13 protein-coding genes are annotated in these 12,442 nt (G+C 67.0%); 7 read left to right on the top strand and 6 right to left on the bottom strand.

All coding sequences use genetic code 11. The features are described from left to right. Positions 1-27: 27 nt before the first annotated feature. The gene (locus ON32_RS30145; RefSeq protein ID WP_245551130.1) at positions 28-858 is read right to left on the bottom strand and encodes a M23 family metallopeptidase; all 831 of its coding nucleotides are present in this window, start codon (positions 856-858) and stop codon (positions 28-30) included. Between the two features lie 1,074 nt (positions 859-1,932). On the opposite strand from ON32_RS30145, the gene sucC reads away from it, so the two are divergent. The 6 genes from sucC to purH all read left to right on the top strand — a co-directional run bounded on the left by sucC (position 1,933) and on the right by purH (position 9,279). Continuing rightward, complete coding sequence (gene sucC / locus ON32_RS18225; RefSeq protein WP_040792138.1) at positions 1,933-3,096, top strand: ADP-forming succinate--CoA ligase subunit beta; 1,164 nt, start codon at positions 1,933-1,935, stop codon at positions 3,094-3,096. Positions 3,097-3,119: 23 nt separating this feature from the next. Further along, entirely contained in the window at positions 3,120-4,034 is a 915-nt protein-coding gene (sucD, locus tag ON32_RS18220; RefSeq protein ID WP_040792137.1) for a succinate--CoA ligase subunit alpha, read from the top strand. Between the two features lie 229 nt (positions 4,035-4,263). After that, positions 4,264-5,211, top strand: a complete 948-nt coding sequence (locus tag ON32_RS18215; RefSeq protein WP_040792136.1) for a DUF5336 domain-containing protein — start codon at positions 4,264-4,266, stop codon at positions 5,209-5,211. Between the two features lie 71 nt (positions 5,212-5,282). Next, a complete protein-coding gene (locus tag ON32_RS18210; protein ID WP_051133394.1) occupies positions 5,283-6,893 on the top strand; it encodes a cell division protein PerM in 1,611 nt (536 codons plus the stop codon). Between the two features lie 152 nt (positions 6,894-7,045). Continuing rightward, positions 7,046-7,711 carry a phosphoribosylglycinamide formyltransferase gene (gene purN / locus ON32_RS18205; protein ID WP_040792135.1) on the top strand — a complete coding sequence of 222 codons (666 nt, stop codon included), beginning with the start codon at positions 7,046-7,048 and terminating at the stop codon, positions 7,709-7,711. After that, positions 7,708-9,279, top strand: a complete 1,572-nt coding sequence (gene purH / locus ON32_RS18200) for a bifunctional phosphoribosylaminoimidazolecarboxamide formyltransferase/IMP cyclohydrolase (RefSeq protein WP_040792134.1) — start codon at positions 7,708-7,710, stop codon at positions 9,277-9,279. Before purN ends, purH begins: the two co-directional genes overlap by 4 nt. A 103-nt stretch (positions 9,280-9,382) precedes the next feature. Here the strand turns inward: purH and ON32_RS18195 are convergent, their stop codons facing one another. The 5 genes from ON32_RS18195 to rpmB form a co-directional block, all read right to left on the bottom strand. Continuing rightward, positions 9,383-9,838, bottom strand: a complete 456-nt coding sequence (locus ON32_RS18195; RefSeq protein WP_040792201.1) for a hypothetical protein — start codon at positions 9,836-9,838, stop codon at positions 9,383-9,385. 150 nt (positions 9,839-9,988) lie between these two features. Then, positions 9,989-10,243, bottom strand: coding sequence for a 30S ribosomal protein S18 (gene rpsR / locus ON32_RS18190; RefSeq protein ID WP_040792133.1), 255 nt, complete (start codon positions 10,241-10,243; stop codon positions 9,989-9,991). Positions 10,244-10,275: 32 nt separating this feature from the next. Beyond that, positions 10,276-10,581, bottom strand: a complete 306-nt coding sequence (rpsN, locus tag ON32_RS18185) for a 30S ribosomal protein S14 (protein ID WP_040792132.1) — start codon at positions 10,579-10,581, stop codon at positions 10,276-10,278. Then, entirely contained in the window at positions 10,581-10,751 is a 171-nt protein-coding gene (rpmG, locus tag ON32_RS18180; protein WP_040792131.1) for a 50S ribosomal protein L33, read from the bottom strand. The genes rpsN and rpmG overlap by 1 nt, the downstream gene beginning before the upstream one ends. A gap of 13 nt (positions 10,752-10,764) precedes the next feature. Then, on the bottom strand, positions 10,765-11,001 hold the full coding sequence (rpmB, locus tag ON32_RS18175) for a 50S ribosomal protein L28 (RefSeq protein ID WP_040792130.1): 237 nt from the start codon (positions 10,999-11,001) through the stop codon (positions 10,765-10,767). A 108-nt stretch (positions 11,002-11,109) separates the two neighbouring features. Between rpmB and mrf the strand changes: the two genes are divergently transcribed. Then, entirely contained in the window at positions 11,110-12,420 is a 1,311-nt protein-coding gene (gene mrf / locus ON32_RS18170) for a ribosome hibernation factor-recruiting GTPase MRF (RefSeq protein ID WP_040792200.1), read from the top strand. Positions 12,421-12,442: the final 22 nt, after the last annotated feature.

Raw genomic sequence — 12,442 nt, 5'->3', positions numbered from 1 at the left:
GCCGCACGTTCGCGTGCGGCCGACCTGTCATTCGGTCCGCTGGCCGAGGCTGATTCCGCGGGTGGCCAGCCAGGGCAGCGGGTCGATCTTGTCGCTGCCGTTGAGCCACACCTCGAAATGCACATGGGGACCGGTGGAGAAGCCCCGGTTGCCCACCGTGGCGATCTGATCGCCCGCCAGTACGTACTCACCCACCGAGACGGTGGTGGTGTCCACATGTCCGTAGACGGTGACGGTGCCGTCGTCGTGCTGAAGCCGCACCCACATACCGAAACCGGCCGCCGGACCGGCATCGATCACCAAACCGTCGGCAACCGCGTAGATGGGGGTGCCGATCGGGGCGGCAACATCCACGCCCAGATGCTGCACCCCCCAGCGGGCACCGAATCCGGAGGTGAAGGCGCCATTGGCGAACTTGGCGAACAGCGGTCGCATCTTGGCCGCTTCGGCTTCGGCGAGCTGCTTGGCGTATTCCTGCCCGTTCTGCAACATCTCGCCGAACTGGCTGATGTTCGGTTCCGCTCCGATGGCCAGCATCTGTGGGGAATGGGCGTCGGCGGTGGGTTGTGCGGCCGGGATCGTATCGCTCACCGGCTGCGCGGCGAGCGCCTGGGTGTGGCCCGCGGCCTCGTAGTCGGTGATCTGCTGCTGTTCACCGGTCTCGGCGAGCGCGCACTGTCCCGCGGCGACCACCGCGCCGGCCGCCACCGCGGCGGCCACAGCCCGGCCCTTGAGGGCTCCGGGGGGAGCGGGCACTCGGTGTGCGCCACCGGAGCGGGCCCGCCGGGCGAGGGTGCCCGGATCGGTCGCCTCATCGGGGTCCTCGGTCTCGTCCGCCTGTCGAGTGGCCTCCGCCAGGGTGGTGGGGTGATCGGCCGGTGCGTTGCCCCAATAGGTTTCGACCGGGCCGGTGTGCCCGTCGGTCCAGGAGCGGGCCTCGCCCCAATCCTGGCCGGTGTTCCAGGTCTGGTCGGCCTGCCAGTCCTGGCTCGCGTCCCAGGTCTGGCTCTCCGGCCATGCGCTCTGCTCCGGCGCGGCGGACCAGTTGGCGTCGGCGGCGGGGGCGTGATTCGCGGGGGCTTGATTATTGGCCCAGGCGTTGTTGTCGGCCCAGAAGTTGTAGGTCGCGCCGTTGTCATGGGTGGCCGCGTACTGGGCGGCCGCGGCAGGAAGATTGTTCCGCCGGATATGGGCGTCGGCCGGCGGAGCATCGAACGCGGAGAAGTGCTCGTAGGGCTCGCTGTCGTCGCGGTAACGATGACCCGCCCGGGGGCGATGAGCGGACTGAGGGGTGAGGCTGTGGTTCATCGGCCGAGTCGCATCCGGAAGTCGTCAGTGCCGGAATGCGGCGCCGAAGGATTGAAGACGGAACGACGGGGTATGAAACAGCAATGGCGCGATGATGTGGGACCGCGTTGCCCGTGGGATGTGCGGTGCTGCCCTTGCGGAGCGCGGTGCTGCCTCAAGCTGCCGTCCTCCTGTCATGCTCACTGAGGTCGAAATATCAGCGGGATCAACGGTTTCTATCAAAAGTTGTGATCGCGCTGTGACATCGACCGTCTCTGACGGTAACGAAATGATTGCGACGCGGCAAGTGGTGCGTTCCTCGTCGGCGTTTCCGTGAGGTAGGTCACGATAGCAGCACGATATGGTCGCCGCATCGAGGGTGTGGATTGCGGGTTGGTCCGAGGGGTGGATCGTCGGATGGCGGGTTGCGAGAACGAGAGGGCGGCGTTCGAAAAAAGCTACTCGTCAGTAGCCTTGGCCAGCGGTTTTGTCGTCCCCGGCGCAGGTCCCGTGACCTGCGCCACTTACTATGAACGTGCCCGATCGGCCGTCCATCCAACTGGTTAGAGTCCGACCCGACCCGCTTCCGACGTCGGGCCGCCAACAAAGTCGTTGTCATGACAACGCAGACGAGACGGTGAATACATGGATCTCTTCGAATATCAGGCGAAGGAGCTCTTCGTTAAGCACGGAGTGCCTTCGTCGGAAGGCCGCGTGACCGACACTGCCGAGGACGCCCGCGCCATTGCGCAGGAAATCGGCAAGCCGGTGATGATCAAGGCCCAGGTCAAAACCGGTGGCCGCGGTAAGGCCGGTGGCGTGAAGTACGCCGCCACCGCAGACGACGCCTTCACCCACGCGAACAACATCCTGGGCCTCGATATCAAGGGCCATATCGTCAAGAAGCTTCTGGTCGCCGAGGCCAAGGACATCGCGGAGGAGTACTACATCTCCTTCCTGCTCGATCGCGCCAACCGGACCTATCTGGCCATGTGCTCGGTCGAGGGCGGTATGGAGATCGAGGAAGTGGCCGCGACCAAGCCGGAGCGGTTGGCCAAGGTGCCGGTCGACGCGGTCAAGGGTGTCGACCTCGCCTTCGCCCGGTCCATCGCCGAGCAGGGACATCTGCCCGCCGATATCCTCGACGCCGCCGCAGTGACCATCCAGAAGCTGTGGGAGGTCTTCATCGAAGAAGACGCCACCCTGGTGGAGGTCAACCCGCTGGTCCGCACCCCGGACAACGAGATCCTGGCGCTCGACGGCAAGGTGACGCTGGACGAGAACGCCGAGTTCCGGCACCCCGACCACGCCGCGTTCGCCGACAAGGACGCCACCGACCCGCTGGAGCTGAAGGCCAAGGAGAACGACCTCAACTACGTCAAGCTCGACGGCGAGGTCGGCATCATCGGCAACGGCGCCGGTCTGGTCATGTCCACCCTGGACGTGGTCGCCTACGCCGGTGAGAAGCACAACGGTGTCAAGCCCGCCAACTTCCTCGACATCGGTGGCGGCGCCTCCGCCGAGGTGATGGCCAACGGCCTGGACGTCATCCTGGGCGATGAGCAGGTCAAGAGCGTATTCGTCAACGTGTTCGGCGGTATCACCGCATGCGACGCCGTCGCCAACGGCATCGTGAAGGCGCTGGAGATCCTGGGTGACTCGGCCACCAAGCCGCTGGTCGTCCGGCTCGACGGCAACCGAGTGGAAGAGGGTCGCAAGATCCTCGCCGAGGCCGCGCACCCGCTGGTGACGCTGGCCCAGACAATGGACGAAGGCGCCGACAAGGCCGCCGAACTGGCCGCGCGCTGACGCCCGAGTAAGGACAAGAACAGATGTCTATCTTCCTCAACAAAGACTCCAAGGTCATCGTCCAGGGCATCACCGGCGGCGAAGGCACCAAGCACACCGCGCTCATGCTCAAGGCGGGCACCCAGATCGTCGGCGGTGTGAACGCCCGTAAGGCCGGCACCACCGTCTCGCACACCGACTCCGACGGCAATGCCGTCGAGCTGCCGGTGTTCGGTACGGTCGCCGAGGCCATCGAGAAGACCGGCGCCGACGTGTCGATCGCGTTCGTCCCGCCGAAGTTCGCCAAGGACGCCATCATCGAGGCCATCGACGCCGAAATCCCGCTGCTGGTGGTGATCACCGAGGGCATCCCGGTGCAGGACACCGCTTACGCTTGGGCCTACAACGTGGAGAAGGGCAACAAGACCCGGATCATCGGCCCGAACTGCCCCGGCATCATCACCCCCGGCGAATCGCTGGTCGGCATCACCCCGGCCAACATCACCGGCAAGGGCCCGATCGGTCTGGTGTCCAAGTCGGGCACGCTGACCTACCAGATGATGTACGAGCTGCGCGATTTCGGCTTCTCCACCTCGATCGGCATCGGCGGTGACCCGATTATCGGCACCACCCACATCGACGCCATCGAGGCGTTCGAGAAGGACCCGGAGACCAAGCTGATCGTGATGATCGGCGAGATCGGTGGTGACGCCGAGGAGCGGGCCGCGGCCTACATCAAGGAGAACGTCACCAAGCCGGTCGTCGGCTACGTGGCCGGGTTCACCGCCCCCGAAGGCAAGACCATGGGGCATGCGGGCGCCATCGTCTCCGGTTCCTCGGGCACCGCCCAGGCGAAGAAGGACGCGCTGGAGGCCGCCGGTGTGAAGGTCGGCAAGACCCCGTCGGAGACCGCCGCGCTGGCCCGCGAGATTCTGGAGAAGGCCAGCGTCTCCGCCTGATCGGATAGTCGGTCGGCATCGGGATGCCGAAACGATTCGGAGGCCGTTCGCTTGTCGCGGGCGGCCTCCATCGTGTGATCACCGTCGTTCGATGGGTATTCCGGTGCATACGGCCATTTCGGTTGTCCACAGTTGGGATTGTTCGGTGATGCTCTCGGCGCGCGTGTGCAGTAGCGTCAAGAGGGACTCAGCCGTGAAACACGTATGACTCGACCTAGGAGAAGACGACATGTCATACCCGACCGGGGGCTCCGGGTACAACCAACCCGCGCAGAATCCCTCCGTTCCGTCCAACCCCGTTCAGGCGGCGCCCGGGGGCGCGGCGGGCGCGAGTGCTACCGGCGCCGGGGGGAAGGGCCTTCCGTTCTTCCTGACCATCGGTGCCGCCGCGGTCGGTGTGATCAACTTCCTGCTCGGCTTCCTGAGCTATGTGGGTCGCGATGTGCCGTCTGGGTACAGCTCGGACAGCTCCGCGAACATTTTCGAGTTCGAGCCTGCGTTCCCGGGATTCGTGTTGATCGCCGCGCTGCTGGCCGGTCTGTCACTGTTGCCGAAGCAGAACTGGATCGGTGCTTCCGCCGCGGTCGCGGCCGGTAGCTTCTTCACCGCGCTGTTCCAGATGTTCAGCTTCCCCGACGGCGTCAAGACCGAGATCGGTTTCTGGCTGGTGCTGCTGCTGACGCTCGTGCAGGCCGGTCTCGCGATCGCCGTATTGCTGTTCCAAACGGGCATCCTGTCGGAACCCGCGGCGCGTCCGGCATCTCCGACCGGCTTCGGCCAGCAGCAGTACGGCCAGCAGGCCCAGCAGTACGGCCAGCAGGCCCAGCAGCAGTACGGCCAGCAGCAGTACGGTCAGCAGGCTCAGCAGGCTCAGCAGGGTTACGGTCAGCAGCAGTATGGCCAGCAGCCGCAGCAGGGTTACGGTCAGCAGCCGTACGCGCAGCAGGGTCAGCAGCAGTATGGCCAGCAGCCGCAGCAGGGTTACGGTCAGCAGCCGTACGCGCAGCAGGGTCAGCAGCAGTACGGTCAGCAGCCGCAGCAGGGTTACGGTCAGCCCCAGCAGGGTTACGGTCAGCCCCAGCCCGGCCAGCCGGGTCAGCCGTTCGGTGGCGATCAGGCCGCGGACCCCGCGTCCGATGCCACCAAGGCGTTCCGTCCTTCGGACGAGAACAAGTAGTCGGTTGGCGGCTCGCCCCGGTGCGGCGCGCCTGAGCCGCTCCCGCCGGGGCAGCTGCCACCCTGAATTCCATGAGTGCCCCGCGTAACTCGCTTGCCCGCCGAAACCCCGGACTCCGCAGCGCATCGCCGGAACCGGTCGAGGAACTGGGCTTGTTGTCGTTGCCGCCCGACCGCGCGCGGGTACTACTCTTCGTGGCCGCTCGGCCTGCGGCCTTCGCCCTCGCGTTCATCGTGATCGCGGTACTGGCCACCTTGCTCACCTCGGGTAGCGATCTCACCGGCGTCAGTGGCGCGGTGGCGGCCGGTTGGCTTGCCGTGCATCAGGTTCCGTTGGTCATCGGCACCACCACCCTGGGAATTCTGCCGCTGTTACCGACCGCGGCGCTGTTGTGGGCGGCCACCCGAGAATGCCTGCACGCGGTCGACGAGGATCCGACGCGAGCCGAGCTGGGATGGTTGTTCGGTGCGGCGGTGGGCGGGCCGCTGTTGATCACCGCGGTGTGTCTGGCCGTCACCGAGGACGCCGCCGGGGTCGTCCCGCTCCAACCTCCGAACCCGTTGACGGCCTTCACCTGGGTGCTGGTTCTACATCTGGGGGCGGCGTCCTGCGCGGTGGCGATACGGTGTCATCGGCAGATATTCGAGTGGCTTCCCTACGACGTGGTGGCGGCCGGTTATGTGGCCGGGCGGACGGTGCTGCGGTTGCTCGGCGCGGGTGCGGTGGTCGTAGTTCTCGCCGCGTTGGCGCAGTGGTCGCGATTGGGGGAGAGCTATCAGCACGCCGGCAATTTCGTCGGCGTGCTCGGGTTGACCGTGCTGTCCCTGCTGTATCTGCCCAATGTCGCGGTCGCGGCGGTAGGGGTGCTGGTGGGGTCCGGCGCGCAACTGGGCGATTCCTCGGTCGGGGTGTTCACCGCGGTCCACGGGCCGGTGCCCGCGGTGCCGGTGCTCGCGGCCGTGCCCACCGGTTCACCCGCCGTGTGGTGGCCGATCCTGCTGCTGATCCCGGCGGCCGCGGGGGTGGTCGGCGGGATCGAGATCGCGCGGTTCTCCTACGACCGGATCGGCTCGCCCTGGGCCCTGCTGGGTTCGGCGGCCGCGGCGACCATCGCCTTGACACTGCTGGGCGGGCTGGCCGATGGCACCCTCGGCGGTTTCGGGCATATCGGCCTCGAACCGCTGCTCTTCGTGCCGGTCACCTTCGCCTGGTTGGCGGTGGCCGGATATGCGGGACTGGTGTACGCCAGGCTGTTCGTCGTCTCGTTCGGGACGCCGATCCTGCGTCGTTCCGATACCCGCTACGACCCGGACTACGAGGACTACTTCGACGACGGACTGTCCGACGACGACTACCTCGCCGGTTTCGGCCACACCGATGTCCCCGACCCGTCGGATTCGTCCGACGCGGGCGGTTCGTCGGATACCGATGCCGCGGAGCACCTCGACGAGGAAGACCACCTCGACGAGGAAGACATCGAGGACGACGGATACCGATCTCTCGAGCTCTACGCCGAGGATCCCCACTCGCGGGTGGAGTTGGACGCCGAACTGGTCGAGGACGAGTCGGTCGAGGGTATCGTCCGGCCTCCGGCCGCGGCCGCCGACTCCGCGGCGGAGATCGTGGACGCCGAGGTGGTCGAGGTGGATCCGCCGGGAACCGACCGCGACGGTGGACGTTGACCGCCTCGGCGCTCCCGCTCGACCGGGTGTGGACTGTCGGCGAATGGGCGGAAGACGGCGTCCATTAGGCTCTACTCGACGGTGCGATGTTTCGCCCGTCGGCCGTGGGCCGCCCATCTGCGGGCCCGGCGGCATCCGATCGTCGTCCACCGATGTGCAGGAGTAGAGCGCTGACCGATCCGGCCCATTCCGCTGCCGACCCGGCGACCCTCGTCGTACTCGCCTCGGGCACCGGTTCACTGTTGCGCGCGCTCATCGAGGCCGCGTCCGCCGCCGACTACCCGGCTCGGATCGCCGCGGTGGGGGTGGACCGGGACTGCCCCGCCACCGAACACGCCGTGGCCGCGGGCCTACCGCATTTCCTGGTCGCCCCGGGCGACTACCCCGACCGCGCTGCCTGGGATGTGGCCCTCACCGAGGCGGTGGCGGCCCACCGGCCGGAGCTGGTCGTCTGCGCCGGATTCATGCGGCTGTTGGGCCCCGCCTTCCTGGACCGGTTCGGCGGGCGCATCATCAATTCCCACCCCGCGCTGCTGCCCGCGTTCCCGGGCACACATGGGGTCCGGGACGCATTGGCCTACGGCGTCCGGGTCACCGGGACCACCATCCACCTGGTCGACGCGGGTGTCGATACCGGTCCGATTCTGGCGCAGGAGCCGGTGCGGGTGCTCCCCGATGACGACGAAGCGAGCCTGCACGAGCGCATCAAGGTTGTCGAGCGACGGTTGTTGGCGGAGGTCGTCGCCGCCGTCGCGACGCGAGGCATTGTCTCCGATGGACGAAAGGCAGTAATTCCAGATGAGCGAGTTCTCCGGTGAGTGACCGCAAGCCGATCAGCCGGGCGTTGGTGAGTGTCTACGACAAGACCGGGCTCGTCGAGCTCGCAACCGGACTGCATGCCGCCGGCGTCGAACTGGTGTCGACCGGTTCGACCGCGGCGCGGATCGCGGACGCGGGTATTCCGGTGACCAAGGTCGAGGATCTCACCGGTTTCCCGGAAACCTTGGACGGCAGGGTCAAAACCCTGCATCCGCGGGTACACGCCGGCATCCTCGCCGATACCCGTAAACCCGAGCACCTGGCGCAATTGGCCGAACTGGGTGTCGAGGCATTCCAGCTCGTGGTGGTGAACCTGTATCCCTTCGGTGAGACGGTGGCCGGCGGAGCCGGTTCGGACGAATGCGTCGAGCAGATCGATATCGGCGGTCCTTCGATGGTCCGGGCGGCGGCGAAGAACCATCCGTCGGTGGCGGTGGTCGTCGACACCGGCGACTACGACCGGGTGTTGACTGCGGTCGGCGCCGGTGGTTTCACCCTGGCCGAGCGCACCGCGCTGGCCGCGAAGGCCTTCCAACACACCGCGAGCTACGACGTGGCGGTGGCGAACTGGATGGCCGGTGTGCTGGTGCCCGCCACGGAGGCCGAGGAGACCGCCGAGCCGTTCCCGGCCTGGGCCGGTGGCTCCTGGGAGCGGGCGGCGGTACTGCGCTACGGCGAGAATCCGCATCAGCGGGCGGCGCTGTACACCGACGGCAGCGGTGCTCCCGGTCTGGCGCAGGCGCAGCAGTTGCACGGCAAGGAGATGTCGTACAACAACTACACCGACGCCGACGCCGCCTGGCGGGCCGCCTACGATCACGATGCTCCTGCGGTGGCGATCATCAAGCACGCCAACCCGTGCGGTATCGCCGTGGGCGCCGATATCGCCGAGGCGCACCGCAAGGCGCACGCCTGCGATCCGGTGAGCGCGTACGGCGGGGTGATCGCGGCCAACCGTGAGATTTCGGTGGAGATGGCGCAGCAGGTCGCGGAGATCTTCACCGAGGTGATCGTGGCGCCGTCTTATGCCGACGGCGCGGTGGAAGTGTTGCAGCGCAAGAAGAATGTGCGCATTCTGCTCGCCGAACCGCCCGTGCGGGCGGGGATCGAGCTGCGTCCGATCAGCGGCGGCGTGCTGTTGCAACAACGGGATGTCATCGATGCCGAGGGTGACGACCCGAAGAACTGGACATTGGTTGCGGGTGAGGCCGCCGATGCGGACACCCTTGCCGATCTCGAATTCGCTTGGCGCGCCTGCCGCGCGGTGAAGTCGAACGCCATTCTGCTCGCCCACGACGGTGCATCGGTGGGGGTCGGCATGGGACAGGTGAACCGGGTCGACGCGGTCCGGTTGGCGATACAGCGCGCGGGTGACCGGGCCAAGGGCTCGGTGGCGGCCTCGGATGCCTTCTTCCCCTTCTCGGATGGGCCGCAGCAGCTCATCCAGGCGGGTATTCGGGCGATTGTGCAGCCCGGGGGATCGGTGCGGGACCAGGACACCATCGATGCTGCGCGGGAAGCAGGGGTCACGATGTACCTCACCGGCTCTCGGCATTTCGCGCACTGACCCGAAGTCGCCGGGTAATCGACCCGATGGGCCCCGGATGAGTCGTGTACTCGGCCGGGGCCCATCGGCTTTTCGGCGGCCGTCGGATCGAGCGGGGAATGCCCTAGTCGGCGTTTACGACCTGTCGGTTGCCGAGCGGTGCTTTCAACGGTAGTTCGAGGGTGCCGAATACGGCCATCATCACGCACATCTTGTCCACGGCATCCGCGCGGGTGCCCTCACGCAGCTCTACCGTGACGGTGGTATCCGTTTCGGTGACGGTGGCGTCCACTCCGAAACATTCGGGGACGCCGGTCTGGAAGTGGATGGCGATCCGGTCGTCGGCCACCCGAGTCCACGAGGTGAACGGAATGGGGTGCGCGTCGACGATGGTGGGGTCGGGGGTGAAGATCTGACCGGGGTCGGCGTCGGGATCCTCGCGCGGGGCGTCGGTTGTACCGGGGGCGGTGACCACCGGGGCGCTCGTGCGGGTGTCGGTCCCGCTGTCGCCGGCGTCACCGCAGCCCGCGGCGAGGCCGAGGGCGACACAGCCGACGAGTACGATCGCGCATCCTCGTATCACCATGTTCACCACTCTAGGTGTTTTCCAGGAGGGTCCGTCGAGGTCGCTCATCAGGGGTGGCGAGGCGATGGGTGGGGGCGAGAAGCGCCGAACCTCCCGGCGGTGGGCCCGGGAGGCTCGGTGATGGAATTTCGAATGTCGTGGGGGTCAGCGGCTGGTGAAGGGCAGCAGGGCCATTTCGCGGGCGTTCTTGACGGCCGTCGCAACCTGGCGCTGCTGCTGCGGGGTGAGACCCGTGACCCGGCGGCTGCGGATCTTGCCCCGGTCGGAGATGAAGGTGCGTAGCAGGTTGACGTCCTTGTAGTCGACCGTCTCGATACCCGCGGCGATGAGGGGGTTCTTCTTGGGGCGCCGGGCCTGCTCGGCACGGACCTTCTTCGACGGTGCTCGTTTCACAGCCATGTGACGGTTCCTTCTGACGAGTTCGATGAGGGCTACCAGCTCGATTTGTGCACACCGGGTAACTCGCCCCGGTGGGCCATCTCGCGTACACGCACACGAGAGAGACCGAACTTCCGGAGGTGGCCGCGCGGTCGCCCGTCGGCGGCGTCCCGATTGCGCAATCGTACCGGACTGGCATCCCGAGGCAGTCGCTGCATGGCGGACAGGGCTGCCGTACGCAGATCGTCCGGGGTGCGTGGATTGCGGATGAGTTCTTTCAGTTCGGCCCGGCGTTCGGCGTAGCGGGCCACGATCGCCCTGCGTTGCTCGTTACGGGCGATCTTCGATTTCTTGGCCATCAGCGTTCCTCGCGGAAGTCCACGTGCCTGCGCACCACGGGATCGTATTTGCGCAGCACCAGCCGATCGGGGTCGTTGCGGCGGTTCTTCCTGGTGACGTAGGTGTAGCCGGTGCCCGCGGTGGACTTCAGCTTGATCACCGGACGGATATCGGTCGATTTGGCGGCCATGGGGGTGCTCCGTTCAGACGCGTTCGCCGCGGGCCCGGATGCGGGCCACTACGGCCTCGATTCCGTCGCGGTCGATGGTTTTGATGCCCTTGGTCGAGACGGTGAGGGTGATCCGGCGGTCCTCACTGGGCAGGTAGTAGGTCTTGCGCTGGATATTGGGGTTCCAGCGCCGGTTGGTCCGTTTGTGGGAATGTGAGACGGACTTGCCGAAACCGGGTTTACGGCCGGTGACCTGGCAGTACGCCGACATGCCTGCTCCCTCCGAGATTTTGGAATATGAAAATCATTTTCGACAACACTGATCGAACACTGTACCGTGAAGTATGTCGTATTGAAAATCATTACCGAAAGGGCTGAGGTGAGCGATCCCGCCCGACTGTCCCGAGAGCAGGACCTACGTACCCCCGTCGTACTGGTCGTCGGACTGCACGGTGATCGAACCGATACCGTGGGCCGGGTGTCCACCGCGTTCGGGGCCGCCGCGGGGACCATGGTGGTCCGATATGACCTCGCCGAGATCGAGGAGGGGGTTGTCCGGCGCACCGTGACGGACGGCGAGACGGCGGTCACCTCGGTGCTCGAACTCGCCCACGGGTGCGTCTCCTGCACTTTGCGGGCCGATCTGCTGCCACTGCTGCGCCGGTCGGCCGGCCGCGATACGGTGCGGCGCATCGTATTGGCGCTGGACCCGGCATTCGAGGCCGAGTCGGTGTGTCGGGCCATCTCGGATCTCGTCGTAACCGGCGTGTCCGGGCGAGTCGACGGACCGGCGGCCCGCGAGGTGAGAGTGGAAGCGGTATGGACCTGTCTCGACGCCCGGAGTTGGCTTGCCGATGCGACCGGTGAGGAAACCCTGGTCGAGCGCGGTTGGGTCCGCGCCGATGACGACCGCACCGTGGCACAGCTCGCCGTGGGGCAGGTGGACTTCGCCGATGTATTGGTGGTGGCCGGCAGCGAGGCGATCGCTCCCGTCGAGCGCGCCCGGCTCGAAGCGGTCCTCTCCCGACTGGCGCCTACCGCCCCTGTGCTGTGGACCGATGCGCTTCCCACCGTGAACCCCGGCGATATCGACGCGCTTACGGCCCGGATACCGGCGGACTCCCGGCGGGGCCGGGTCTTCGACGCGCACGCGCCGCTACTGCGTGGGCTGCCGCCGCTACACCGGGACCACGGGGTCGAGTTGATCGAATTCGCGGCCCGTCGGCCGTTTCATCCGCAACGGCTGCACACCGCGTTCGACGTCCTGTTCGACGGTGTGGTCACCGCACGCGGCCGATTGTGGTTGGCGACCCGACCCGATGAGGTGGTGTGGTTGGAATCGGCCGGTGGCGGGCTGCGTATCGGCGCGGCAGGCCGATGGATGGCCGCGATGTCCGCCGAGGAACGCGCCGAGGTCGACCCGCAGCGATCGGCCCTGGCCGCGGCGGGTTGGGACGAGCGGTTCGGCGATCGCGATATCTCATTGGTGATTCTGGTGCACGACGCCGACCCCGACGAGATCCGGCGCACCCTACACTGGGCGCTCGTCGACGACGACGAGCTGCGGTTGGTCGAGCACGCACCCGAACGGGTGGCGCGGTGGAGCGACCCTTTCGGGGAATGGCATGCCGACCCCTGCGAAGCCGATGAGCCCCACTCGCCGACCACGGCCGACTGGCCGTGGTGGTGATCCGAGCGCGGGGCGATGGTAG

The sequence above is a fragment of the Nocardia paucivorans NBRC 100373 genome, assembly GCF_000308675.1.
Classification (GTDB): Bacteria; Actinomycetota; Actinomycetes; order Mycobacteriales; family Mycobacteriaceae; genus Nocardia; species Nocardia paucivorans.
This window is presented reverse-complemented; position numbering and strand designations above follow the sequence as displayed.